Raw genomic sequence first — 25,301 nt, 5'->3', positions numbered from 1 at the left:
CTGGCCATGTCCACGGGCTGGACGCTGTGTGTGAACGCCCACAACGCGCCGCGATCAGACTATGCTGTCGCTCTTGCCACGCCGTTCGCCGCCTGTCCACCGGGCGGGGCGCCAGGCCAATTTATTGCACTGCGTCATATAACCATATAATGATCCGATGAATCATTTGTCGCGCATCCTACCCGCCGGCAACGTCGTGCTCGATATGCTCGCAACGAGCAAGAAACGGGCATTCGAACAAGCTGGCCTTCTCTTTGAAAACAATCATGGCTTGGCACGCGCGCTCGTGTTCGACAGCCTGTTTGCCCGGGAACGTTTAGGCTCCACTGCCCTTGGGCAGGGCGTGGCCGTTCCGCATGGCCGCGTGAAGGGGCTTGAGCAGGCGTTGGCGGCGTTCATCCGCTTGAGCCAGCCGATCTCGTTCGACGCGCCCGACGGGCAACCGGTGTCGATGCTGCTGTGCCTGCTGGTGCCGGAAACGGCTACGCAACAGCACTTGGACATCCTGGCCGAATTGGCGCAGCTGATGTCCAACAAGGCATTGCGCGAGGCCCTGGCCACCGAACCCGACGCGGCCATCGTCCACCGCATGCTGACCACCGGCCAACTCTGATCCTCGCGGAAACGCTGCCATGCTCACGGTGCAGGAACTCGTCGACGACAACGCCGACAAAATCCCCTTTAACTGGATTTCGGGCCAAGGCGCCGCTGACCGCGCCATTCCCGATGACGGCATGGCGGCCGCCGATCTTGTCGGCCACCTGAACCTGATCCACCCGTCGCGCATCCAGGTGTTCGGCCAGGAAGAACTGGCGTATTACACGCGCTTCGACCTGCGGCGCCGCATGCACCACATGGACGAGCTGCTGATTGGCGGCGTGCCGGCCATTTTGCTGGCCGACGGCCTTACGCCGCCGCAAGACCTGGTGGACCAGTGCGACCAGCATCAGGTGCCGCTGTTGTCCACGCCGGTCGCTGCCGCGCAGCTGATCGACCTGCTGCGTATCTACCTGGGCAAGAAGCTGGCCCCCACCACCACCGTGCACGGCGTGTTTCTTGATGTGCTGGGCCTGGGTGTATTGATTACCGGCGAGTCGGGCCTGGGCAAAAGCGAGCTGGCGCTGGAACTGATTTCACGCGGCCACGGCCTGGTGGCCGACGACGCGGTGGAGTTCTCGCGCACGGCGCCCAACATGATCGAAGGCCACTGCCCCCAGCTGCTGCAAAACCTGCTGGAAGTGCGCGGCCTGGGCCTGCTGGATATCCGCACCATCTTCGGCGAGACCTCGGTACGCCGCAAAATGCGCCTGAAGTTGATCGTGCATCTGGTGCGCGCCACCGCGCAAGACAAGTTCGAACGCCTGCCCCTGCAAGACATCACGCAAGACATGCTGGGCCTGCCCGTGCGCAAGGTGATGCTGCAAGTGGCCGCCGGCCGCAATCTGGCGGTGCTGGTCGAAGCCGCCGTGCGCAACACGATACTGAAGTTGCGCGGCATCGATACGCTGGGCGAATTCATGGAACGCCAGGCCATGGCGATCCTGCAAAGCAGCAAATGAACGCACGCGGTCTCGCGGCATCGTGAGCCTGTACGAAACCCTGGCCGACGAGATCGCCAAATCGATCCGAGACGGCGTCATGCGCGCGGGCGACAAGCTGCCCTCGGTGCGTGAAGCGTGCGCGGCGCGCGGGGTCAGCCCGTCCACGGTATTCCAGGCGTACTACCTGCTTGAAGCGCGCGGCCTGATCCGCGCGCAGCCACGTTCGGGCTACTACGTGCACGCCCCCGCCGAATCCCGGCCGCCTGAACCCGGCACATCCAGCCCGGACGGCGAGTCGACAGAACTGGCCATCAGCGAACGCATCTTCGACATCCTGGGTTCCGTGCGCAATCGCGACGTGACGCCGCTGGGGTCTGCCTTTCCGTCGCCCCTGCTGTTTCCGCTGCCCCGCTTGGCGCAGGCCATGGCCGCGCATCTGAAACGCCAGGACCCGCTGGATACTGTCGAAGATCTCAGCCCCGGCAATCCCGGCCTGCGGCGGCAGATCGCCTTGCGCTATCTGATTGGCGGCATGAACGTGCCGGCCAGCGACATCGTCGTTACCAACGGCGCGCTGGAAGCGTTGAACCTTTGCCTGCAAGCCGTCACGCAAGTGGGCGACACGGTGATGGTCGAAGCCCCAACGTTCTACGGCGCCTTGCAAGCCCTGGAGCGCCAGGGCCTGAAAGCGTTGGAAGTGCCGACGCATCCGCGCACGGGCGTGGACCTGGCCGCCATGGAGGCCGCCATCAAGCGGCACGCGCCCAGCGCCTGCTGGCTGATGACGCAATTCCAGAACCCGCTGGGCAGCCTGATGCCCGACGACAAGAAGCGTCAGTTGGTGGAAATGCTGGCGCGCCACGGCATTCCGTTGATCGAAGACGATGTTTACGGCGAACTCTATTACGGCGCCGCGCGGCCCGTGCCGGCCAAGGCCTACGACACCGAGGGGCTGGTGCTGCATTGCTCGTCGTTTTCCAAATGCCTGGCGCCCGGATACCGCATTGGTTGGGCGTCGGCGGGTCGCTACTCGCGACAGGTGCAGCGGCTGAAACTGTCGTCGACGCTGTCCGCGTCGGGCCCCGCGCAAGGCGCTATCGCCGAGTATCTTGAGCAAGGCGGATACGATCGCCATCTGCGCCGGTTGCGGCAAACGTTGCAGACGCAGCAAGACCGTATGGCCGACGCGATTGCACAAGAATTTCCCGCGGGCACGCGCGTGACGCGTCCGCAAGGCGGCTTCTTTTTGTGGGTGGAACTGCCGGCGGCGGTGGACGCGCTGGCACTGCATCGCGATGCGCTGGCGCGCGGCATCAGCGTGGCGCCCGGCCCGATTTTTTCAGCCAGCAGCCAGTTCGCCAGCGCCCTGCGCTTGAATTACGGGCATCCCTGGGACGCCGCGCACGAAGACGCCATCCGCGTGCTGGGCGAACTGGCCCGCCAGGCTTGCGCGCGGGCCAGCGCGAAGCGATAGACCCGCGGCAATCGGCATCAGTTCAGCGTTGACGCCGCACGCGCGCGCTTGACGTCCAGCGCGGTCACGCTGCCCGCTTCATTGCCCCAGCTATTGCGGATGTAGGACACCAGCATGGCGATATCACTGTCGTTCAGGATCTGGCCGAACGGCGGCATGCCGTGCGGCCGGGGATTGGCTGCCGTGGCGGGTGCGTACCCGCCATCGAGCACCATGCGGATCACGTTGGTGGGCACAGGCGCCGTCACGGTCGGGTTGCCCGCCAACGCCGGCCAGGCCGTACCGCTGCCCTGCCCTTGCGGCTGGTGACACTGCGCGCATTGCTGGCTGTAGATCTTGCTGCCCAGTTCCATGGCCGCCGGCGCCGCCGCCGATTGCTGGCGCGGCGTAGAGGCCGGCGTGGCCGGCAAGGACTTGATGTATACGCCGATAGCCAGCGCATCGTCATCCGTCAGGTGCTGCGTGCTGCCCAACACCACTTCGGCCATCGGGCCGCTGGCGCTGGAATGCGCCGAGATACCGGTCTTGAGCAACGCGGCGATATCGTCCGCCGTCCAGCGGCCCATGCCGGTCTGCATGTCGTTGGTGAGCGGCGGCGCGTACCAATCCAGCACCGGGATCACGCCGCCCGTCAGCGCCTCGGACGTCTTGGTGGCGCCCAGACGATTGCGGGGGGTATGGCAGGCCGCGCAGTGCCCCAGCCCTTCAACCAGGTAGCGGCCGCGATTCCATTGCACCGACTGGCCCGCGTCGGCCTCTTGCACGCCGGGCTTGAAGTACAACGCGCGCCAGGCCGCCAATAGCTCGCGCTGGTCGTACGGAAATGCCATGTCGGCCGGCCGATTCGCTTGCTCGACCGGCGGCACGCTACGCAGGTAGGCGTACAAGGCATCGGCGTCCGCGCGGCTGACGCGGGTGTATTCCGTGTACGGAAACGCGGGATACAGCAAGGTGCCGTCCTTGGACTTTCCGTTGTGCAGCGCCTGCCAGAAATCGTCGGCCGTCCACGAGCCGATGCCCGTCTTGTCGTCGGGCGTGATGTTGGGCCCGTAGACGGTGCCGAACGGCGTCGGTATGGGCGTGCCGCCCGCCAGCACCTTGCCGCCCCGGCTGGTGTGGCAGGCCATGCAGTTGCCCACTTGCGCCAGGTAGCGCCCGCGGTCGATCAGCGTGGCCGCGTCGGTCGTGGTGGCGGCTGGACCCGTGCTGGTGTCCTCGCGCGTGCCCAGCCAATACAGGCCGCCCACCGCAACGATCAGCGCAACGAGGACGAAGGTCAGGATTTTTTTGAACAGTTTCATGGTGGCCCCCGAGTCAGCGTTGCGCCTGGCTGCCGCATTGCGCGGGCAAGGTCAGCGAGCCCGCGGCGTCGGGCACATAGGGCTCGATCACGGGTTGCGACGACAGCCACGCCGCCAGGGCGCCGATGTCGGTGGGGGTAAGCTTTTGGGCGATGTCGGCCATGCAATCAGGCGCCGCCGCGCGACGCAGCCCGTTCTTCCAGCTGCCGATCTGCGAACCGATGTAGTCGCGCGGCAGGCCGAGCAAGCCGGGAATGGCGGGCATCAAGCCGCCCAGCGCGGCGCCATGACAGGACGCACAGGCGGGCAAGCCGCGCGCCGCGTCGCCCTGCAAGGCCAGCACGCGGCCCGCTTCCAGCGTGGCGCTGGAGACGTCCGCGCGGGTGGGCGGCGGATACGGCACATGCTGCTGCGAAAAATACTGGGCCATCTCGCGCAGGTAGTCGTCGGGCAGGCCGACCAGCAGATGCGACATGGGCCGGTACTGGCGGCGCTCATCGCGAAAGTTCAGCAGCTGATGATAGAGGTAGTCTTGAGGCTTGCCGGCCAGGCGGGGGTAATAGCCGTCGGTGCCGGCCCGGCCCTGCGCGCCGTGGCAGGCCGTACAGGCCGCAACCCGTGCCGCCATGGTGTCGGGACGCAGAGTGCCGGGGCTCAGAGTGTCGGGGCGCAGGCCATCGGGCGCTGCCGGCTGGGCCTCCGCAACGCTTGTCGTAAAGACAACAGCGGCAGCCGCGAGCACGCGGAAAATCGCCCTGAACCGCGGCAGTGAAACACTACGAATGGAAATGAGGGCTAACATCTACGTCGAATTCCTATCCCCCGAAAGCATGACGGCGGGGGTGTCGTAAGTGAATCGAACCAGTATCCGACCCGCAAGCTTACGCGACGGGGCAAGAAAGGGTACAGAACCAGATTCCCGAATTGCAGCCATATCAGATGCCATCCCGCCCGCATCGTCTCGGAAAAAGCGTGCCACAATCATGTCCATGTTGAAAGTCGTCCTTGTCACCGGCATCTCAGGTTCAGGCAAATCCGTTGCGCTTCGCATGCTGGAAGACGCCAGCTACACCTGCGTCGACAACCTGCCCGTGCGATTCCTGACGGAATTCATCGCCAATGCGCGCGACGAAGGCCTGGAACGCGTGGCCGTGGCCATCGACGTGCGCTCGCCCGGCGAACTGGCTGAACTGCCCGATGTGGTGACCGCGCTGCGCGCCATGGGCACCAGCCTGCGCGTGGTTTTCCTGGACGCCAACACCTCGACACTGGTGCAGCGCTATTCCGAATCGCGCCGCCGCCATCCGCTGACCGACCGCCTGCAACGCGGCGGTACACCGCCATCGCTCACTGACTGTATCGCGCTTGAACGCGAACTGCTGGCGCCGTTGCGGGAACAAGAACACGTCATCGATACCTCGGACCTGACGCCCGGCCAATTGCGTGCCTGGATCCGCGACCTGATCCAGGCCGACCGCGCGCCGCTGGTACTGACGTTCGAATCCTTCGCCTACAAACGCGGCGTGCCCGGTGATGCCGACCTGGTGTTTGACGTGCGCTGCCTGCCCAACCCCCACTACGACCGCAACCTGCGCCCCTTGACCGGCCGCGACGAACCCGTCGCCACCTGGCTGGCCGGGTACGAACAGGTGGGGCAGATGATCGACGACATCGCCGGCTTCTTGAACCGCTGGTTGCCGCTCTACACCCAAGACACCCGCAACTACCTGACCGTGGCGATCGGCTGCACGGGCGGCCAGCACCGGTCGGTCTATGTGGTCGAACAGCTGGCGCTGCGCTTTGCCGACCACGATCCCTTGCTGGTGCGCCACCGAAACCAACTGCCCACCGAATCCGCATGACCCTGCCCCGCCCGCTCCACCTGATCCTGATGTTGCTGCTGGCCATTGCCGTGGCCGGCTGCTCTTCTACCGGGGGGCGCAAAAAGGGCGGCGGCTACTACAAGGACGACGGGCCGGACGCCAATCCGCCGGCAAACCTGGACCAGGTGCCGGATGCGGTGCCGCGCATCGAACCCTATGCCAGCGGCGCGAACCGGCCCTACGTGGTGTTTGGCCAGCGCTACGTGCCCGACACCAGCGGCCAACCGTACAAGCAGCGCGGCATTGCGTCGTGGTACGGCAAGAAATTCCATGGCAATTCCACGTCCATCGGCGAGTCCTACGACATGTACGCCATGACGGCCGCGCACACGACGCTGCCGATTCCCAGTTATGCGCGCGTCACCAGCCTGGTCAACGGCAAGACGATCGTCGTGCGCGTGAATGACCGGGGGCCGTTCCACAGCGACCGCATCATGGATCTGTCGTACGTGGCGGCCTATAAGCTGGGCATCATCGGGCCGGGTAGCGGTCAGGTCGTAGTCGAGAGCATTCCCCAGGAAGAGATCCGCCGCCTGGCCTCGCAAGGCACGCCTGCCGCACCCCCGCCGGAACCGGCTTCGGCCACCGGCTCGCTGCCGATTCAGGCGCCCGTGTCCGCGGTGCCGGTCGCGCTGACGGCCGAACCGATCCCCGGCCCGGCGGCCGGATCAGCCCCGGTACGCCAAGCGCCGGCCGCCGGCATTGGCAGCGTGTATCTGCAAGTGGGCGCATTCAGCCAGCCCGGCAATGCGCAGTCGCTGGTGGCCCGCATCAATTCGCAGCTGAGTTCGGCGGGCGCCCCGCCCGCGCAGGTCGAGCAATCAAACAACCTGTATCGCGTGCGGATCGGCCCCTACCCCGACCGCCAAAGCGCCTTGAACGCGGTGCCGCTGGTGTCGGACCGCATCGGCATCCTGCCCAGTATCGCTACGCAGTAGACCCGTATGCCTGGCCGCCCCTACCAGGGCAGCTCTGCCTGCCCGTCGCAAATCCGCCGAGCCCGCGCGGTGCGGCTGACGTAGCGGTTGCCTTCGTGCGCCAGCAGCGCCTGCTTGCGCGGCAGGCCGCCACCAAACCCCGTCAATGAGGTATCGGCGCCAATCACCCGGTGGCACGGGATGATGATGATGATGGGGTTGCGCCCCACCGCGCCGCCCACCGCCTGCGCCCCCTTGGGCCGCCCCACGGTCCGGGCAAGATCGCCATAGCTTGCAAGCTTGCCGAATTCCAGCGCGCATAGCGCGTGCCAGACCTTGTGCTGGAACGTGGTGCCGATGGGGTCCAGCGCCACGTCGAAGCCGCGGCGCTTGCCCGCGAACCATTCGTCCAGCTCACGCCGCGCCTGCTCCAGAATCGGGTCGGCATCGGCGTGCGTCCAGCCTTCAGAAGACGGCAGCAATTCCTGGTCGGTAAACCAGGCGCCACGCAGGCCCTTGGGGCTGGCGACCAGGCGCAATTCGCCCAGCGGGGTCTCGATGTCGCGGTACGCAAGCGGCTCCAGCGGGTCGGCCGGCTTGTTCGACACAATGGTTGAATACGCCATGGCTTTACTCCGCCGACTTCTTGCGCGACAGCGCCCGGTTGTACAACACGTCGCGCGCCTGGCCCGTGACCTTGGCGGCGACCCTGGCAGCATCGCGCACGGACATCGATTCCAGCAGCGCGTCCAGCAGCACGTCGGTGCGCGGGTCGGCGTCCTCGTCAATTTCCTGCGCCACTTCGGCATGGGCGATCAAGACGAATTCGCCTTGCTCGCGATGCGCGTCGGCGGCCAGCCAGGCGGCGGCTTCACCCATCGTCAGCGTGGCGATTTCTTCAAAGCGCTTGGTCAGTTCGCGCGCCACCGTCAGTTGGCGGTCGGGCCCGCAGACTTCCAGCAGATCCGCCAGCGTGGCGGCCAGCCGATGCGGCGATTCAAACATCACCACGGGCGCGGGCAAGGCGCACCATGACCGTAGCCATCGCTGCCGAGCCACGGCCTTGGGCGGCGGGAAGCCCGCGAAGGCGTAGGCGGGGTTTTCATCGGTGGTAACGCCGCTGCCCATCAGCGCGGCGATGACCGCGCTGGGGCCGGGCACCGGCATCACGGCGAAGCCGGCTTCGCGCACGGCGCGCACTACACGGGCGCCGGGGTCGCTGACCGCGGGCGCGCCCGCATCCGACACCAACGCCACGCGCTGACCTTGGGCCAGGCGTTCGCAGATGGCTTGGGCGGCGGCGGCCTCGTTGTGGCGGTGCGCGGCCATCAGCGGCGTATTGACGCCCCAGGCGTCCAGCAGGGTGCGGCTGGCGCGCGTGTCTTCAGCGGCGATCACGTCGGCGCGTTGCAGGGCGTGCCAGGCCCGCAGCCCCAAGTCGCCCAGGTTGCCGATTGGCGTGGCCACGACATACAGCGTCGAAGCGGGCCAATGCTGCCCGGCAACGCGATCCGCCACGCGGCTCCAGGCGTCGCCAGCGGGCGGGGGTGAGACATTTTGATTCATTGCAGCCTACTGACACGGAAAACCATGTCAGTGTAGCCGCCAACCTCGCCATACCAGGAGCCCGCATGACGGATGAGACCTTGCGCCTGGCCTGCGATCTGGCACTGGCTGCACGACACCGCGCGGACAAGCGCCGTCGTCGGGCGGGCTCTCGGCGCCCGGCTGCCGGACGGCGCGCTGACCGAGGTGTCGACCGGGGTGTCGACCGAGGTGTCGACCCGGGCGCCGACCCTGGCGCCGACCCGCACGGCGGCATGCCCGCAGACACGCCGCAGCGCCGCTCGCCCACGCAGCGCAAGGGCGATCAGCACGAAGACGCGGCGTTGCGCTGGTTGCAGGCGCGCGGCCTGGTGCTGCTGGCGCGCAACCTGTGGACGCGCGCCGGCGAGCTGGACTTGGTGATGCGCGACGGCGGCACGCTGGTCTTTATCGAAGTGCGCGCGCGTGCCCTGTCCCGTTTTGGTGGCGCCGCCGCCAGCATCGGCCGCGCCAAGCAAGCCCGGCTGGCGCGCGCGGCGGCGCACTGGCTGCCCGAACTTGCCCGCCGCCATTTCCAGGGCGTGACGCCCCCCGCCCGCTTTGACGCGGTGGTGTTCGACGCCGGCCGGCCGCAATGGCTGCAAGACGCTTTTTCCCTTCCCTAGACACTGGCGGCGCCACCGCGACCCGGGCCGGTAACGGGCTGCCGCACAGTCGTTACGCCTGGACAGAACAGCGCGACTGCCGCGTGAGATAATCGCGCCCATGGATATGACCTCTCGTATGACGTCGCACTTTCGCGACGCCATGGCTGCGTGCGAACAAAGTATGAACGTCCTGGCGGAACCGCTGGCAGTGGCGGTCGACGTGCTGTTCGGCGCCCTGGCGAACAACGGCAAGATTCTGGCTTGCGGCAACGGCGGCTCGGCAGCCGACGCGCAGCATTTCATCGCCGAACTGGTGGGCCGCTTCGAGCGCGAACGCCTGCCACTGGCCGGCATCGCGCTCAATACCGACACCTCGATCCTCACCGCCGTCGGCAACGACTACGGCTTTGACGAGATCTACGAACGCCAGGTCAACGCGTTCGGCCAGGCCGGCGACGTGCTGGTCGCGATTTCCACCAGCGGCAATTCGCCCAACGTCGTGCGCGCCATGGAAGCCGCCAGCTCGCGCGAAATGCACGTGCTGGCCCTGACCGGCAAGGGCGGCGGCGTCATGGGGGAACTCATCACGCCGATGGACGTCCATCTATGTGTTCCCAGCGACCGCACCATGCGGATCCAGGAAGTCCATATTCTGCTGCTGCACGCACTGTGCGACGGCATTGACGCTCTTTTGCTTGGAGACACCGAATGATTTCTGACGTCAGAACCGCGGTTCGCCCCCTGATGCTCGCCGCGGCGCTGTCCACCGCGGCGCTCTCGCTGACGGCCTGCGCGCCCCTGATCGTAGGCGGCGCGGCCGCCACCACGGCGGTCGTGGTCACGGACCGCCGCACTTCCGGTATCCAGCTTGAAGACCAGAACATGGCCTTCAAGGCGCAAAGCCAGATCTCGCAAAAGCTGGGCGACACCGCCCGCGTCAATGCCATGGCCTATGGCGGCCACCTGTTGCTGACGGGCGATGTGCCCACCGAGCAGGCCAAAGCCGAAGCGACCACCATCGCCCAGGGCATCGAGAACGTCAAACAGGTCATCAACCAGCTGAACGTCGGCCCCATCGCCTCTTTTGGCACGCGTTCGAACGACACGTGGCTGACCTCCAAGGTCAAGACCGCGCTGATCAACACCAAGTACGTGCCGTCGGGCACCATCGCCCTGACCACCGACCACAGCGTCGTCTACCTGATGGGCAAGGTCACCCAGGCCGAAGGCGAATACGCCGCCAACGCCACGGCGGATGTGGGCGGCGTGGCCAAGGTGGTTAAACTGTTCGAGACCATCAGCCGCGAAGAAGCCATCCGGCTGTCCAACAGCAGCACCCGGGACGCCTCCACAGAAACCAAAGCGCCTATCCAAAGCGGCGCCGGCGCAGCACCCAGCGACAACAACGCGGCCGGCACCAGCAATGGCGTTGAAGCCATGCCTATCAAATGAAAAAAGCCATCGTAGCCCTCGCCGTCCTGGTGGCGGTTGGTATCGGCGCCTGGTTCGTCTGGCGCCCTGCCCAGACCGCCCCCGACGTCTCGTTCACCACGCTGGAAGGCAAAACCTTCTCGATGCAGGACTTGCGCGGCAAGGTCGTGCTGGTCAAGTTCTGGGCGACCAGCTGCGTCACCTGCGTGAAGCAGATGCCGGAAACCATCGCCGCCTATAAGGAATACGCCGCCAAGGGCTACGAGGCCATCGCGGTCGCCATGAACTACGATCCGCCCAATTTCGTCTTGAACTTCGCGGACCAGCGCAAGCTGCCGTTCCCGGTGGCGCTGGACACCAAGGGCGACATCGCGCGCGCCTTTGGCGACATCCGGCTGACGCCCACGGCGTTCCTGATCGACAAGCAGGGGCACATCATTAAGCGCTATCTGGGCGAATACGATGTGGCTGAGTTCCACGCCACCGTGGAAAAGGCGCTGGCGGCGGGCTGATCGCCCGGCTCTGCGGCCTTCCCCGGCCTGAATAAAAAACCGCCCACGAGGGCGGTTTTTCATTGGCGCGGTTTCATTGGCGGTGGCTTGCTTGCGGCCAGCCGAACCCATTCGCTGGGCCGGCAAACCCGGAACCTGCAACGGAACCAGGAGCCGCCTCTCAGGCTTAGAACGCCGGAATGACCGCGCCCTTGTACTTTTCCTGGATGAATTTCTTCACGTCCGCCGAGTGCAGCGCGTCGACCAGCTTCTTGATTCCCGGCGCGTCCTTGTTGTCGGAACGGGTGACCAGAATGTTGGCGTAAGGCGAATCGGCGCCTTCGATGAACAGCGCGTCCTTCGTGGGCACCAGGCCGGCTTCGAGCGCGTAGTTGGTGTTGATCAGCGCCAGGTCCACGTCGTCCAGCGAACGCGGCAGCATGGCGGCTTCAAGTTCGCGGAATTTCAGCTTCTTGGGGTTGTCGACCACGTCGGCGGCCGTCGCCAGGATGTTGGACGCGTCCTTCAGCTTGATGATGCCCTGCTTTTGCAGCAGCACCAGCGCACGCCCGCCATTGGACGGATCGTTCGGGATGGCGACGGTGGCGCCGTCCTTGAGGTCGGCCAGGCTCTTGATTTTCTTGGAGTAGCCGCCGAAGGGCTCGACGTGCACCAGCGCGACCGGCACGAGCGTGGCCTTGCGGTCTTTGTTGAACGTGTCCAGATACGGCTTGTGCTGGAAGAAATTGGCGTCCAGCTGCTTGTCCACCAATTGCAGGTTGGGTTGCACGTAATCGCTGAACACCTTGATGTCCAGCTCGACGCCCTGCTTGGCCAGCTGCGGCTTCACCACTTCCAGGATCTCGGCGTGCGGGACCTGCGTGGCGCCCACCACCACTTTTTCTGCATGGGCGGCGTTGGCCGCCACCAGGAAGGCCGATGCCGCCAGGGCGGCGCGGACGAAGTTCAAACGCATGGCTTGCCTCTTTTATGGAAATAAAATGGGGGCTGATACCCCGACCGGTGCGGATTTGCCCCCCTTTTGTGGGGGGCTCGCGTCTCGAAAACGCCCCAATTTACCTGAATGCCGGTTATTTGTCGGGCATATGGACATGGGTTTTAGGCATATGAAACGCGTGGGTACTACAATCCGTCGTATGCTTGCGCTACCGCGTTTCGAACGCGATGTTGTGCAGGCATTTTTTCTAACCACTCATACATATTTGCCGACTTAGCTGCCATGACCGACACCCCCGACCCTGCTGCCGTTTCGTCCCCCGCTGTCAAAGCCGCTGTGCTGTCTGAAGCACTGCCGTATATCCGACGATTCCACGGCAAGACCATCGTGGTCAAGTACGGCGGCAACGCCATGACGGAAGAGCGCTTGCAGCGCAGCTTCGCGCACGATGTCGTGCTGCTCAAGCTGGTGGGTCTGAACCCGGTGGTGGTGCACGGCGGCGGTCCGCAGATCGACGACGCGCTGCGCCGCATCGGCAAGCAGGGCACCTTCATCCAGGGCATGCGCGTGACCGATGCCGAGACCATGGAAGTGGTCGAATGGGTGCTGGGCGGCCAGGTCCAACAAGACATCGTCATGATGATCAACGAGGTCGGCGGCAAGGCCGTGGGCCTGACCGGCAAGGACGGCGGCTTGATCCAGGCTCAGAAAAAACTGATGGCCAACAAGGACAACCCCGCCGAACCCATCGACATCGGCTTCGTGGGCGACATCACGCTGGTTGAACCCGCCGTGGTCAAGGCCCTGCAAGACGACCAGTTCATTCCCGTGATCTCGCCCATCGGCTATGGCGAAGACGGCACGGCCTACAACATCAACGCCGACGTCGTCGCCGGCAAGATGGCCGAAGTGCTGGGCGCCGAAAAGCTGTTGATGCTGACCAACACCCCGGGCGTGCTGGACAAGGCGGGCAAGCTGCTGCGCAGCCTGTCGGCCCAGACCATCGACGAACTCTTCGCCGACGGCACCATCTCGGGCGGCATGCTGCCCAAGATCTCGTCGGCGCTGGATGCCGCCAAGAACGGCGTGAATTCCGTTCACATCGTCGACGGCCGCGTGCCGCACTGCCTGCTGCTTGAAATCCTGACCGACCAAGGCGTGGGCACGATGATCAGCTCGCATTGATGCGAGCTCAACGTCTGCTGTTACGGCCGGCGGTGCGTATGCGCCGCTCGCGCCGCATGGCCACGGGCGTTTCCGAACGCCTGTGGCTGTTTGACCTGGACAACACGCTTCACGACACCTCGCACGCCATCTTCCCGAAAATCGATCTGGGTATGACTATGGCGGTGGCCGAGGCGCTGAACGTGGACGTCGACACTGCCAACGACTTGCGCCGCAAGTATTGGCAGCGTTACGGCGCCACGATGATCGGCATGGTCCGCCACCACGGCGTCAACCCGCACGACTTCCTGCACCGCAGCCACGACTTCGACGTCAACCCGCTGGTGCGCGGCGAAAAGGCGCTGGCCTACAAGCTGCGCCAGCTGCCCGGCCGCAAGGTGCTGCTGACCAACGCGCCGCTGCGCTACGCCCGCTCCGTACTGCAACGCCTGGGCATCCTGCGGCAGTTCGACAGCCTGTGGGCCATTGAACATATGCGGCTGCATGGCGAATTCCGCCCCAAGCCGTCGCCCGCGCTGCTGCGTTATGTGCTGGCCCGCGAAGGCGTACCCGCCCACCGTGCCGTGCTGGTCGAAGACACGCTGGCCAACCTGCGCGGCGCGCGCCGCGTCGGCGTGCGCACCGTGCACGTGTATCACCCTGGCACGCCCTTCTCGCGCGGTCGTTCGCATCGTCCGCCCTATGTCGACTTGCGGGTAAACTCCGTCAGTGATTTGTTGTTACGCCGGCGTCCCCTGCGGGGATAGCGGCGCGCTCCTCCCTCCCCCTTCACCGTCAAGCCTGCGCGAGAGCAGTCCCTTCCATGGCGAGCAAACCCGGCGAGCGCAAGACCCAGATTCTGCAGACCCTGGCCGAAATGCTGGAGCAGCCGCACGCTTCCCGCATCACCACGGCTGCGCTGGCCGCGCGTCTGCAAGTGTCCGAGGCCGCCTTGTACCGGCACTTTGCCAGCAAGGCGCAGATGTTCGAAGGGCTGATCGAATTCATCGAGACCAGCATCTTCACGCTGGTCAACCAGATTGCCACCGTGGAACCCTACGGCGTGCCCCAGGCGCACAAGACCGTTGCCATGCTGCTGACGTTCTCCGAACGCAACAAGGGCATGACGCGGGTGCTGACCGGCGACGCGCTGGTCACGGAAGACAACCGGCTGCAAGAGCGCATCAACCATATCAATGACCGCATCGAAACGTCGCTGAAGCAGTCGCTGCGCATCGCGATCACCGACGGCGGGCTGCCCGCGGACGCCAACGTAGCAGCGCACGCCAGCCTGCTGACGCATCTGGTGCTGGGCCGTTGGCTGCGCTACGCCCAAAGCGGTTGGCGGGTGGCGCCCACGCTGCATCTGGACGAACAACTGCGGCTGGCGCTGGGTTGATGGCGGGCTTGGTCGGCCGCACCGTGCTTGCGGCGCAACAGGGCGCGCGAGCATAATGCGCCAGGTGGGTTTTCTCAAGCCGAAATCTTCATCGGCTTGATCCATATCAATGCGGGTTTTCCTCAATGCCGTCACGATCGTCCTGTAGCGTCGACACATCGAATTGAACAAACCCGTGCTCGCGGGGAGTGTGTCGACGGTTTGACCTCAACCGGAGATGGATATGACCGCGCCAGCCGCCGTCCCTGCCTCACAGGCACCCCAAAAAGCAAAAATTCCCATCGGACTAATCGCCGGTTTCGTGGTGATGATCGGGGTATTGCTGATGCCCCTGCCCGCCGACCTGCCGGTCGCGGGACACCGCATGCTGGCAATCCTGGCATTCGCCGTGGTGGTCTGGATTACCGAAGCCGTGTCTTACGAAGCCAGCGCGATCATGATCACGACGCTGATGGCTTTCCTGTTGGGCACGGCTCCGACAATCAAAGACCCGAACGTGCTGTACGGCACCTCGGCCGCTATCAGCATGGCGCTGACGGGCTTCGCGAACTCGGCGCTGGCGCTGGTGACCGGCGCCCTGTTCATTGCCGCCGCCATGACCTTCACCGGGCTGGACCGGCGCATTGCGCTGGTCACGCTGTCGAGAGTGGGCACCAGCACGCGCCGCATCCTGATCGGATGTATCGCCGTGACGATCGTGCTGAGCCTGGTGGTGCCCAGCGCCACCGCGCGCAGCGCCGCCGTGGTGCCGATCATGATGGGCGTCATCGCCGCGTTCGGCGTGGACAAGCGGTCCAACATCGCCGCCGGCATCATGATCATCGTGGCGCAGGCCACCAGTATCTGGAACGTGGGCATCCAGACCGCCGCCGCGCAAAACCTGCTGACGGTCGGCTTCATGGAAAAGATGCTGGGCGAACGCGTGGCGTGGTCGGACTGGCTGATCGCGGGCGCACCGTGGTCGCTGATCATGTCGGCCGTGCTGATCGTGGTGGTGCTCAAGCTGCTGCCGCCGGAAAGCGACAGCATCGCCGGGGGCAAGGAAGCCGTCGAAAAGTCGCTGATTGAACTGGGCCCGATGACCGGCGCGCAAAAGCGCCTGATGGCCGTGTCGATCATGCTGCTGCTGTTCTGGTCGACCGAAGGCAAGCTGCACAAGTTCGACACCACGTCGACCACCTACTTCGGCCTGGTTCTCTTGATGCTGCCGCGCTTTGGCGTGATGACATGGAAGGACGTGCAGTCGCGTATCCCATGGGGCACCGTGATTGTGTTCGGCGTGGGCATCAGCCTGGGCACCGCCCTGTTGACGACGCAAGCCGGCCAATGGCTGGGCAACCAGGTCGTGGCGCACACGGGGCTGGATCACCTGGGTCCGCTGGCCATCTTCGCCGTGCTGGCCGCGTTCCTGATCGTCATCCACCTGGGCTTTGCCAGCGCCACCGCGCTGACGTCGGCCATGCTGCCCATCCTGATCTCGGTGCTGGCCACGCTGCCCGGCGAGTTCAGCCGGCTGGGCATGACCATGCTGCTGGGCTTTGTCGTCAGCTATGGCTTCATCCTGCCGATCAACGCGCCGCAAAACATGGTGTGCCTGGGCACGGAAACCTTCAACGCCAAGCAGTTCGCGAAAGTCGGCATCATCGTCACCATCGTGGGCTACCTGCTGATGCTGCTGATGGGCATGACCTACTGGCGCTGGCTTGGCTGGCTGTAAGGAGAACGCATCATGAAACTCTCTTTAGCCCAAGCCAACGAATACGGCCGCCGCGTGCTGATGGCGCAAGGCGTGCCGGAAGATATCGCGCGCGACGTGGCCGAACACCTGGTGGAGTCCGACCGCGTCGGCTACACCAGCCACGGCCTGTCCATCCTGACCAACTACCGCCGCGTCCTGTCCGAAGGGCTGGCGCAGGCAGACGGCCGGCCTGAACTGGTCAATGACCGTGGCGCCATGCTGGCCTACGACGGCCACCACGGCCTGGGCCAGTACGTGGGCAAGACGGTCATCGAAAAGGCCATCGAACGCACGCAGGAACACGGGCAGTGCATCGTGACGCTGCGCCACAGCCACCACCTGGGCCGCATGGGCCACTTTGGGGAAATGGTTGCGGCCAAGGGCTTGATCCTGCTGGCCTTCACCAACGTGATCAACCGTTCGCCCACCGTGGCGCCGTTCGGCGGCGCGCAGGCGTGCCTGACGACCAATCCGCTGTGCTTTGCCGGCCCGCTACCCGGTGGCCGGCCGCCGTTCATCGTGGACATGGCGACCAGTTCAATCGCCGTGAACCGGGCGCGCGTGCTGGCGGCCAAGGGCGAAAAGGCCCCGCCGGGGTCGTTGATCGATGCCCAGGGCAACCCCACGACGGACCCCAATGCGCTGTTCGCCGACCCGCCGGGCGCCCTGCTGCCCTTTGGCGGCCACAAGGGTTATGCGCTGGGCCTGGTGGCCGAGTTGCTGGCGGGCGTGTTGTCCGGCGGCGGCACGATCCAGCCGCAGCACCCGCGCATTGGCGTGGCGACGAACAATATGTTTGCGCTACTGCTGGACCCGCAGGTGGATTTCAATACGGATTGGCGGTCGATGGAAGTCGGCGCGTTCATCGACTACCTGCACGCCTGCAAGCCGCAACCCGGCGTGGAAAGCGTGCAGTATCCGGGCGAGTACGAAGCCCGCAACCGCGCCGTCAATGCGGATTCAATCGAGTTCGACAGCCGCATCTGGGACGGGCTGACGACGCTGGCCATTGAACTGGGTGTGCCGGACGCATTGCCTGGCTGAGCGGGACAGGCACGTTGCCGCAAGCTCGACCGCGCCTCTGACGCCCCGCTATCGGGGCGTCAGGCTTTTACGGAGCGGTGGCGGCTGATGCTCATCATGATGCCGAAAGCGATGCCCATGGTGAACAACGCCGTCCCGCCGTAACTCATGAACGGCAGGGGCACACCCACCACGGGCAGGATGCCCGTGACCATTCCGACGTTCACGAACACATAGATAAACAGCATCATCGTCAGCGCGCCTGACAGCAGCCGCCCGAACTGCGAGGCCGCGCGGGACGCGATGGTCAGCCCGCGCGCCATCATCAGGCCGTACAGCACCAGGATGGCGATGCCGCCGTACAGGCCGAATTCCTCAGCGTAGACGGCGAAGATGAAGTCGGTGGTGCGCTCGGGAATGAAGTCCAGGTGGGTCTGCGTGCCCTTCATGTAGCCCTTGCCATACACGCCGCCCGAGCCCACCGCGATCATGGACTGAATGGTGTGAAAGCCCTTGCCCAAGGGGTCCGAGCTGGGGTTGAGCAGCGTGCAGACGCGGTGCTTTTGATAATCGTGCAGCACCACCCAGCTTACGTCCGGCTCGCACAACTGGTCTTCGTAATACACCAGCGTGCCAATGGCGATGATGCCGGCCAGCATCACCGGCACCAGCAGCTTGAACGACAGCCCCGCGAAATAGATCACGAAGAAACCGGCGCCAAACACCAGCAGCGCCGTGCCCAGGTCGGGTTGAAGCACGATCAACGCGAAAGGCGCGGCCAGCATCGCGGCGGCGGCCAGGAAGTCGCGGATGCGCACGGCGCCTTCATGGCGCTGGAAATACCAGGCCAGCATCATCGGCACCGCAATCTTCATCATCTCGGACGGCTGGATGCGGGTCACGCCCAGGTTCAGCCAGCGGGTGGCGCCCTTGCTGGTTTCACCAAAGAACTCCACGCCCAGCAGCAGCACCACGCCCACGACGTAGAAGGGCAGCGCCAGCTTCATCAGCCACTTGGGCGGAATCAGCGCCATGATCCACATGGCGAAGAACGCAATGATGAAGTTGCGGGACTGTTCGGCGAACCGCCAGTCCGTGCCGCCCACGGCGGAATGCATGACGGTCAGGCCCAGCGCCGCGAACATCATCAGGATGGCCAGCAGCGGCCAGTCGAACGCCGTGAAGACGCGTAGCAGGATAAGGCCCAGGCGCTTCATTGTTGGCGCACCACGTCAGAGGTAATGGTTTCGACCGAGGCCAGGGGGTCGGCGCGTTCCGGGCGCACGATCTTGTCCTGGCGGTCCTTGGCCAGCCAATAATCGAACACCTTGCGCGCGACCGGCGCGGCCACGCTGGCGCCCCAGCCGGCGTTCTCGACGATCAGCGACAAAGCGATGCGCGGGTGTTCCAGTGGGGCGAAGCCCATGAACAGCGCGTGATCGCGCAGGCGTTCGTCGATGGCACTGGCGCGGTAATGGCCGCCACGCAGGCTGAACACCTGCGCGGTGCCCGTCTTGCCGGCCGCTTGGTACGGCGCATTGGCAAACGCGCGGCGCGCGGTGCCCGCCCGCACCACGTCCGCCATGGCATTCTTGATGACATCCACATTGGCCTGCTTGAGCGGAATGCGGTAGTCGGGCGTGGACTCGGTGGGTTTGGCCACACCGCTGCGCGGGTCGCGCACGGCGTGCACCAGGTGCGGGCGACGAAACAACCCGTTGTTGGCCAAGGTGGACGTACCCTGCGCCAGTTGCAGCAAGGTGAACGCGTTATAGCCCTGGCCCACGGCAACCGAAATGGTTTCGCCCGCGTACCAGCGCTGGCGGTCCTTGTCTTTGTAGGCCGCGCGCTTCCAGTCGGTGGACGGCAGCACGCCGCGTTTTTCGCCTTCCAGGTCGATGCCGGTGATCTGGCCAAAGCCGAACTGCTTGGTGAAGTCGTGCAGCGCGTTCACGCCGATCTCGGGGCCCAGCGAATAGAAATACGTGTCGGACGACACCACGATGGCCTTGTGCATGTCGGTCATGCCGTAGGCCGCGCCCCCCGCGTTGCGGAATTTCTGTCCGCCGAATTCGTAGTAGCCAGGGTCCGAGATGCGGTCCGTGGCGCGGCGCTTGCCCAGTTCCAGTGCGGCCAGGGCCACGAAGGGCTTGTAGGTCGACCCGATGGGGTAGGTGCCGTAAAGCGGGCGGTTGATCAGCGGGTGGTCGGGCGATTCGTTCAGCATGCGCCAGTTGTCGACGTCGATGCCGTCCACGAACAGGTTCGGGTCAAACGAGGGCTGCGACACAAAGGCCAGCACTTCGCCCGTGTCGGGGTCGATGGCCACCAGGGCGCCGCGCTGCCCTTCAAACGCTTCCTCGGCCACCTTTTGCAGGCCAAGATCGATGGACAGCATGATGTCGGACCCCGGCACCGGGTCGATGCGCCGCAGCGTGCGCATGGGCCGCCCGCCCGCCGTCACTTCGACTTCTTCAAGCCCGGTGCGGCCATGCAGCTGCTCTTCCCAGGTTTTCTCGATGCCCTTCTTGCCGATGACATCGGTGCCGCGATAGTTGCCCAGTTGCCCGGCGCGTTCCAGCTCTTCGTTGTCGCCTTCGGCAATGCGGCCGATGTAGCCCACCACGTGCGCGGCCGACACGCCTTGCGGATATTCGCGCACCCATCGCGCGCGCAACTCGACGCCCGGAAACTGGAAGGCGTGCGCGGCGAACCACGCGGCTTCCGTTTCGTTCAGGTTGTTGCGCAGTTGCAGGCTGGCGTAGCGGCTGGACTCGGCGGCGCGGCGCTTGAAGCGGCGCTGGTCGGTCGGGCTGATGTAGACCACTTCGGTCAGCCGTTCGAACAATTCGTTCATGTTGCCCGCGTGGGCCGGCACGACTTCCAGCGTGTAGGTGCGGTAGTTGCGCGCCAGCACTTCACCGTTGCGGTCCAGGATCTCGCCGCGCCGCGGCGGAATCGGCACCACGGCGATACGGTTGCGATCGGCGCGTTCGGACAGACCTTCGTAGCGATCCACCTGCAAATACCAGAACCGGCCCACCAGCACGCCAAAGCACAGCAGCGCAAACACGCCGCCCACCCATGCGCGCAGGCGGAAGCGCTGCTTTTGCTGCTGGCCGGTTTTCTTGAATTCAAACATGACGCGACGCCGCCATCAGGCGGAGGAAGATTCGGCGTCGTCGGCACCGCGCTGCGGCAGGTGCAAAACCCAACCCGCCAACGGCCACAGGGCGGCCGTGATGGCCACGCTGATGCACCAATCCCAACCCGGCCACTTGCCCGCGACCCAGGCATGGATGATCTGCGTCAGGAAACGCGCCACGAAGAACACAGGCAGCATGTGCATCGCCTGGCTCCAGAGGTCGAACCGTTGCAGGCGGCGATGCAGCACCACGGCGCCATAGGCGACCAGGGTGTAGGACAACGCGTGTTCGCCCAGCATGCCGGCGTCGTGCACGTCCATCAGCAAGCCGAAGAAAAACGCCGTGAACAGGCCGACGCGGCGCGGCTCATGCACGCACCAGAAGGCGATGATCAGCAGCAGCACGTCCGGCGCGCCCTGCCACAGGCGCCAGGGCAGCAACGACACCAGCCACACCAGCAGCACCGTGCCCCACACGAACACACCGTGCGCGGGACCGGACAGCCGGTCGGGGTGCACGTTGCTGGGCGTACCCAGGCGGCGCCTGGGTTGCGAAGAATTAGTCCGATCCACCGGAATCGACCTCCTGACGGTTGGACTCGGCGCGCGCCACATCCACCTGCAAGACCAGGAAGTGGCGATAGCGTTCGGGATGGGCCAGCGGTTCACACACGGCGCGAGCGAAACCGGAGGCGGTGTCGCGTTCGACCGAGGTCACTTTGGCCACGGGTAGTCCGGCGGGGAACAGGCCGCCCACGCCGCTGGTGACGATAGTATCGCCTTCCTTGATGTCGGCATTGGCGGCAAGGTAACGAACTTCCATCTTGCCGGGAGAATTGCCGCCGAATGCAATCAGCCGCAAGCCGTTGCGCAGCAGTTGCACGGGGATCGACACCTGCTCGTCGGTGACCAACGCGGCCTCGGCCGTCATCGGCGTCACGCGCACGATCTGGCCGACCACGCCGCCTTCGTCGATCACCGGCATGCCCGGCGCCAGGCCGGCCTTGCTGCCCTTGTTGAACACCAGCCGCTGTGTGAAGGCATTGGTGGGTTCGTACATGACTTCGACCACCACGGCCGATTGCGCCACGGTATCGGTCACGCCAAGCAGGCGGCGCAGCTGGGCGTTTTCGGCCGCCAACTGGGCGGCGTGCGACGCCACCTGGGCCAGCTCGATGCGCTGGCGCTGCAAGGCTTCGTTTTCACTGCGGATAAGATTGGCCGCGTTGACCCATTCGTTGACCTGTTGCACCAGGTCACGCGGCGCCATGACGGCGCGCTGGAAGGGGTAAAGCGCCACGGCGATCGTACGGCGCGCCGGTTCAAGCATGCGCCATTGCGAATCGATGATGATCAGGGCCAACGCCAGGACGACCAGAACGACCAGCCGCACCTCCGCGGGTGGGCCGCGCCTGAATAAAGGGGGGGTCCCTTGTCGTTGCATGAATCTCAGCCCGGGCGCCCGCGTCCGAAGCCCCCGCAGCGGCCGGAGCCGAAAAAAAGCGGGGCTCCGGGCTGGCGGGCGGTATTAATCGTTGATGAAGATGGCGCCCAGTTTCTCAAGGTGTTCCAGCGCTTCGCCGCAGCCGCGCACGACGCAGGTCAGGGGATCATCGGCCACCACGACGGGCAAGCCGGTTTCTTCCTGGAGCAGGCGATCCAGGTCGCGCAGCAGCGCGCCGCCACCGGTCAGGGCGATGCCCTTGTCGGTGATGTCGGCGCCCAGTTCCGGCGGGGTCTGCTCAAGCGCGATTTTCACCGCGGACACGATCTGGTTCAGCGGGTCGGTCAGCGATTCCAGGATCTCGTTGGACGAGACCGTGAAGCTGCGCGGCACACCTTCGGCCAGATTGCGGCCCTTGACTTCGATTTCGCGGACTTCGGAACCCGGGAATGCCGAGCCGATTTCCTTCTTGATCAGTTCAGCCGTGGGTTCGCCGATCAGCATGCCGTAGTTGCGACGGATGTAGTTGACGATGGCTTCGTCGAACTTGTCGCCGCCCACGCGCACCGAACCCTTGTAGACCATGCCGCCCAGCGAGATGACTGCCACCTCGGTGGTGCCGCCGCCGATGTCGACGACCATGGAGCCGCTGGCGTCGGACACGGCCAGGCCGGCGCCGATGGCCGCGGCCATGGGTTCTTCGATCAGGAAGACGTGCGAGGCGCCCGCGCCCAACGCCGATTCACGGATGGCGCGACGTTCGACTTGGGTGGAACCGCAAGGCACGCAGACGATGATCCGCGGGCTGGGAGCCAGCATGTTGCGGGGGTGCACCATGCGAATAAACTGTTTGAGCATCTGTTCGGTGACCGTGAAGTCGGCGATAACGCCGTCCTTCATGGGCCGGATGGCCTCAATATTGCCGGGAACTCGGCCGAGCATCTGCTTGGCTTCGTGGCCGACGGCCTGGATGATCTTTTTGCCGTGAGGCCCGCCTTCATGACGGATTGCGACCACGGAGGGCTCATCGAGCACGATGCCCTTGCCGCGGACGTAAATCAGCGTATTGGCGGTACCGAGGTCAATCGCCATATCGCTGGAAAAATAACTGCGCAGGAATCCGAACATGGGAGCTCAGCTAAATTCTGGGGGGAATTGGGTTCATGCCATGGGGCGTTTGGCCCGAAAAAGGTCGGGTCCGCCTGTCATCACGGCGATTAAACCGTGAATCATAACTTATAATTTCACCGGAAATAGCGCATAAATGCAGGCTATTCAAGCTTTGTAACGGGATCGGCGCATACATACTGCCCGGTCCCGCCCTTCGGCCTTCGCTTATCGATTTTGCAATCCCTATGGCGCTCAATGACACAGATGTGGCCCGCATTGCCCGGCTGGCCAGAATCGAACTGACCCCCGACCAGCGCACCCTTGCGCAGGCCGAACTCAACGGCATTCTCCACTTGATCGAACGGCTTCAGTCCGTCGACACCCAAGGCGTCGAACCGCTGGCCCACCCCCTGTCCGCCCATGAGGACATCGTGCTGCGCCTGCGTGAAGACGCCGTGACCGAGGCCAGCTCGGAAACACGCCGCGAGGCGCTGCTGGCCAACGCCCCCGACGCCCAGGAAGGCTTGTTCCTGGTCCCCAAAGTCCTCGATTAAGCCATGACAAAACCCGCCTTGCATACCCAATTCGAGGGGATCGCCGCCTTGCGCGCGGCCCTCGCCCAACGCCAGGTCAGCGCCGTCGAACTGGCGCAAAGCGCCTTGGCGGCCGCCGATGCGGCCAGCGGCCTGAATTGCTTTTTACATATTGACGCTGAATTGACGCTGGCCCAGGCGCGCGCCGCCGACGCCGCATTGGCCGCCGGTTCGGCCGGCCCCTTGGCCGGCGTGCCCATCGCCCACAAAGACGCGTTCGTGACCCGTGGCTGGCGCACCACCGCCGGCAGCAAGATGCTGGACGGCTACGTCAGCCCGTTTGACGCCACCGTGGTCGAACGCCTGGGTACGGCGGGCGCCGTGTCCATCGGCAAGCTCAACTGCGACGAATTCGCGATGGGTTCCGGCAACGAGAACTCGGCCTACGGCGTGGTGAAAAACCCCTGGGACCACGCGGCCGTGCCGGGCGGTTCGTCCGGCGGTTCGGCCGCCGCGGTCGCCGCCCGACTGGTGGCGGCCACCACCGGCACCGACACCGGCGGTTCGGTGCGCCAGCCCGCCGCGCTGTGCGGCGTCAGCGGCATCAAGCCCACGTATGGCACCGTGTCGCGCTACGGCATGGTGGCGTTCGGCTCCAGCCTGGATCAGGCCGGCCCGCTGGCGCAAAGCAGCCGCGACCTGCTTGAGCTGCTGGACGTCATCAGCGGCTTCGATCCGCGCGATGCCACCAGCCTTGAAAAATGCGATGGCGCCGTCAACGAACCCGGCCGCGTGCGCCGCGACTTCGACGCCGCGCAAGCCACGTTCGACGGCGCCGGCAGCCAGCCCCTGAAGGGCTTGCGCATCGGCGTGCCCGAAGAGTATTTCGGCGCGGGCCTCGCGGCCGACGTGGCCGCCGCGGTGGAAGCCGCGCTGGCGCAGTTCGAAGCGCTGGGCGCCGTGCGCGTGCCCGTGTCGCTGCCGCGCACGGAACTGGCCATCCCCGCCTACTACGTCATCGCCCCGGCGGAAGCGTCCAGCAACCTGGCGCGCTACGACGGCGTGCGTTACGGCCACCGCACCGAGCAGTACGGCGACCTGAACGAGATGATCAGCCGCTCGCGCGCCGAAGGCTTCGGCGACGAGGTCAAGCGCCGCATCCTGATCGGCACGTACGTGCTGTCCCACGGTTACTACGACGCCTACTACCTGCAAGCGCAACGCCTGCGCCGCCTGATCGCGCAGGATTTCCAGCGCGCCTACGCCGGCCAGTGCGACGTCATCATGGGCCCCGTCACGCCGTCGGTCGCCAAGAACATCGGCGACAACCGCGACGACCCCACCGCCGACTGGCTGGCCGACGTCTACACGCTGGGCGTGAGCCTGGCCGGCTTGCCCGCCATGTCGATCCCGTGCGGCTTTGGCGGCGACAACGGCAAGCGGCCCGTCGGCTTGCAGATCATCGGCAATTACTTCGACGAAGGCAGGCTGCTGGCCATCGCCGACCGCTACCAACAAGTGACGGACTGGCACAAGCGGTCCCCGCTGTGATGATGC

Annotated in this window: 26 protein-coding genes; 16 read left to right on the top strand and 10 right to left on the bottom strand. The window is 65.4% G+C overall.

The genetic code is table 11. From position 1 onward, the window contains the following. Positions 1-157: 157 nt before the first annotated feature. The 3 genes from YH64_RS04335 to YH64_RS04325 are packed head-to-tail and all read left to right on the top strand — an operon-like array spanning position 158 to position 3,015. Positions 158-613: a PTS sugar transporter subunit IIA gene (locus tag YH64_RS04335; protein ID WP_046803077.1), complete on the top strand. Its 456-nt coding sequence runs from the start codon at positions 158-160 to the stop codon at positions 611-613. Positions 614-632: 19 nt separating this feature from the next. Continuing rightward, on the top strand, positions 633-1,559 hold the full coding sequence (gene hprK / locus YH64_RS04330) for an HPr(Ser) kinase/phosphatase (RefSeq protein WP_006216298.1): 927 nt from the start codon (positions 633-635) through the stop codon (positions 1,557-1,559). 22 nt (positions 1,560-1,581) lie between these two features. Then, the gene (locus YH64_RS04325; protein WP_046803076.1) at positions 1,582-3,015 is read left to right on the top strand and encodes a PLP-dependent aminotransferase family protein; all 1,434 of its coding nucleotides are present in this window, start codon (positions 1,582-1,584) and stop codon (positions 3,013-3,015) included. Between the two features lie 17 nt (positions 3,016-3,032). On the opposite strand, the gene YH64_RS04320 is transcribed toward YH64_RS04325, so the two are convergent. Together YH64_RS04320 and YH64_RS04315 are read right to left on the bottom strand one after the other, a co-directional pair. Next, complete coding sequence (locus YH64_RS04320; protein ID WP_046803075.1) at positions 3,033-4,316, bottom strand: cytochrome c; 1,284 nt, start codon at positions 4,314-4,316, stop codon at positions 3,033-3,035. 13 nt (positions 4,317-4,329) lie between these two features. Next, positions 4,330-5,118: a c-type cytochrome gene (locus tag YH64_RS04315; protein ID WP_143215244.1), complete on the bottom strand. Its 789-nt coding sequence runs from the start codon at positions 5,116-5,118 to the stop codon at positions 4,330-4,332. A gap of 187 nt (positions 5,119-5,305) precedes the next feature. Here YH64_RS04315 and rapZ point away from each other — a divergent pair, with 187 nt between their 5' ends. Continuing rightward, positions 5,306-6,178, top strand: a complete 873-nt coding sequence (gene rapZ, locus YH64_RS04310) for an RNase adapter RapZ (protein WP_046803145.1) — start codon at positions 5,306-5,308, stop codon at positions 6,176-6,178. Continuing rightward, positions 6,175-7,137, top strand: a complete 963-nt coding sequence (locus tag YH64_RS04305) for a septal ring lytic transglycosylase RlpA family protein (RefSeq protein ID WP_046803073.1) — start codon at positions 6,175-6,177, stop codon at positions 7,135-7,137. Before rapZ ends, YH64_RS04305 begins: the two co-directional genes overlap by 4 nt. A 20-nt stretch (positions 7,138-7,157) precedes the next feature. Here the strand turns inward: YH64_RS04305 and YH64_RS04300 are convergent, their stop codons facing one another. Together YH64_RS04300 and rsmI are read right to left on the bottom strand one after the other, a co-directional pair. Next, positions 7,158-7,742: a methylated-DNA--[protein]-cysteine S-methyltransferase gene (locus tag YH64_RS04300; protein ID WP_046803072.1), complete on the bottom strand. Its 585-nt coding sequence runs from the start codon at positions 7,740-7,742 to the stop codon at positions 7,158-7,160. A 4-nt stretch (positions 7,743-7,746) separates the two neighbouring features. Then, entirely contained in the window at positions 7,747-8,682 is a 936-nt protein-coding gene (rsmI, locus tag YH64_RS04295; RefSeq protein WP_046803071.1) for a 16S rRNA (cytidine(1402)-2'-O)-methyltransferase, read from the bottom strand. Between the two features lie 65 nt (positions 8,683-8,747). Between rsmI and YH64_RS04290 the strand changes: the two genes are divergently transcribed. From YH64_RS04290 to YH64_RS04275, 4 genes are all read left to right on the top strand, one after another. Then, positions 8,748-9,326, top strand: a complete 579-nt coding sequence (locus YH64_RS04290; RefSeq protein ID WP_082134342.1) for a YraN family protein — start codon at positions 8,748-8,750, stop codon at positions 9,324-9,326. A 100-nt stretch (positions 9,327-9,426) separates the two neighbouring features. Continuing rightward, on the top strand, positions 9,427-10,020 hold the full coding sequence (locus YH64_RS04285) for a phosphoheptose isomerase (RefSeq protein ID WP_006216307.1): 594 nt from the start codon (positions 9,427-9,429) through the stop codon (positions 10,018-10,020). Continuing rightward, on the top strand, positions 10,017-10,760 hold the full coding sequence (locus YH64_RS04280; RefSeq protein ID WP_046803069.1) for a BON domain-containing protein: 744 nt from the start codon (positions 10,017-10,019) through the stop codon (positions 10,758-10,760). Before YH64_RS04285 ends, YH64_RS04280 begins: the two co-directional genes overlap by 4 nt. Then, a complete protein-coding gene (locus YH64_RS04275) occupies positions 10,757-11,251 on the top strand; it encodes a peroxiredoxin (RefSeq protein WP_046803068.1) in 495 nt (164 codons plus the stop codon). Before YH64_RS04280 ends, YH64_RS04275 begins: the two co-directional genes overlap by 4 nt. A 166-nt stretch (positions 11,252-11,417) precedes the next feature. Here the strand turns inward: YH64_RS04275 and YH64_RS04270 are convergent, their stop codons facing one another. Further along, on the bottom strand, positions 11,418-12,206 hold the full coding sequence (locus tag YH64_RS04270) for a MetQ/NlpA family ABC transporter substrate-binding protein (RefSeq protein WP_046803067.1): 789 nt from the start codon (positions 12,204-12,206) through the stop codon (positions 11,418-11,420). Between the two features lie 264 nt (positions 12,207-12,470). On the opposite strand from YH64_RS04270, the gene argB reads away from it, so the two are divergent. From argB to YH64_RS04245, 5 genes are all read left to right on the top strand, one after another. Beyond that, complete coding sequence (argB, locus tag YH64_RS04265) at positions 12,471-13,373, top strand: acetylglutamate kinase (protein ID WP_006216311.1); 903 nt, start codon at positions 12,471-12,473, stop codon at positions 13,371-13,373. Then, complete coding sequence (locus YH64_RS04260) at positions 13,373-14,119, top strand: pyrimidine 5'-nucleotidase (protein ID WP_046803066.1); 747 nt, start codon at positions 13,373-13,375, stop codon at positions 14,117-14,119. Before argB ends, YH64_RS04260 begins: the two co-directional genes overlap by 1 nt. A gap of 56 nt (positions 14,120-14,175) precedes the next feature. Next, positions 14,176-14,751, top strand: coding sequence for a nucleoid occlusion factor SlmA (gene slmA / locus YH64_RS04255; protein WP_046803065.1), 576 nt, complete (start codon positions 14,176-14,178; stop codon positions 14,749-14,751). Positions 14,752-14,974: 223 nt separating this feature from the next. Next, the gene (locus YH64_RS04250) at positions 14,975-16,468 is read left to right on the top strand and encodes a DASS family sodium-coupled anion symporter (protein WP_046803064.1); all 1,494 of its coding nucleotides are present in this window, start codon (positions 14,975-14,977) and stop codon (positions 16,466-16,468) included. A gap of 12 nt (positions 16,469-16,480) precedes the next feature. Beyond that, the gene (locus tag YH64_RS04245) at positions 16,481-17,533 is read left to right on the top strand and encodes an Ldh family oxidoreductase (protein ID WP_046803063.1); all 1,053 of its coding nucleotides are present in this window, start codon (positions 16,481-16,483) and stop codon (positions 17,531-17,533) included. A 59-nt stretch (positions 17,534-17,592) separates the two neighbouring features. Here YH64_RS04245 and rodA read toward each other — a convergent pair whose 3' ends face one another. From rodA to YH64_RS04220, 5 genes are all read right to left on the bottom strand, one after another. Beyond that, the gene (rodA, locus tag YH64_RS04240) at positions 17,593-18,729 is read right to left on the bottom strand and encodes a rod shape-determining protein RodA (protein ID WP_046803062.1); all 1,137 of its coding nucleotides are present in this window, start codon (positions 18,727-18,729) and stop codon (positions 17,593-17,595) included. Further along, positions 18,726-20,654 carry a penicillin-binding protein 2 gene (gene mrdA, locus YH64_RS04235; RefSeq protein WP_046803061.1) on the bottom strand — a complete coding sequence of 643 codons (1,929 nt, stop codon included), beginning with the start codon at positions 20,652-20,654 and terminating at the stop codon, positions 18,726-18,728. The genes rodA and mrdA overlap by 4 nt, the downstream gene beginning before the upstream one ends. Positions 20,655-20,669: 15 nt before the next feature. Then, on the bottom strand, positions 20,670-21,230 hold the full coding sequence (gene mreD / locus YH64_RS04230) for a rod shape-determining protein MreD (RefSeq protein WP_006216318.1): 561 nt from the start codon (positions 21,228-21,230) through the stop codon (positions 20,670-20,672). Next, positions 21,217-22,101: a rod shape-determining protein MreC gene (gene mreC / locus YH64_RS04225; protein WP_039882480.1), complete on the bottom strand. Its 885-nt coding sequence runs from the start codon at positions 22,099-22,101 to the stop codon at positions 21,217-21,219. Before mreC ends, mreD begins: the two co-directional genes overlap by 14 nt. 84 nt (positions 22,102-22,185) lie before the next feature. Continuing rightward, positions 22,186-23,229 carry a rod shape-determining protein gene (locus YH64_RS04220; protein WP_006216320.1) on the bottom strand — a complete coding sequence of 348 codons (1,044 nt, stop codon included), beginning with the start codon at positions 23,227-23,229 and terminating at the stop codon, positions 22,186-22,188. Positions 23,230-23,456: 227 nt separating this feature from the next. Here YH64_RS04220 and gatC point away from each other — a divergent pair, with 227 nt between their 5' ends. Then, complete coding sequence (gene gatC, locus YH64_RS04215; protein ID WP_046803060.1) at positions 23,457-23,765, top strand: Asp-tRNA(Asn)/Glu-tRNA(Gln) amidotransferase subunit GatC; 309 nt, start codon at positions 23,457-23,459, stop codon at positions 23,763-23,765. Positions 23,766-23,768: 3 nt separating this feature from the next. Then, positions 23,769-25,295 (top strand): Asp-tRNA(Asn)/Glu-tRNA(Gln) amidotransferase subunit GatA, encoded by a 1,527-nt coding sequence (gene gatA, locus YH64_RS04210; protein ID WP_046803059.1) that lies wholly within the window; start codon positions 23,769-23,771, stop codon positions 25,293-25,295. The last annotated feature ends 6 nt before the right edge of the window (positions 25,296-25,301 follow it).

Source organism: Achromobacter sp. LC458, from assembly GCF_001005835.2.
In the GTDB taxonomy this organism is placed as follows: Bacteria; Pseudomonadota; Gammaproteobacteria; order Burkholderiales; family Burkholderiaceae_B; genus Achromobacter; species Achromobacter spanius_B.
Note: the sequence above shows the minus strand (reverse complement) of the source record. Positions and strands in the feature narration are given on the sequence as shown.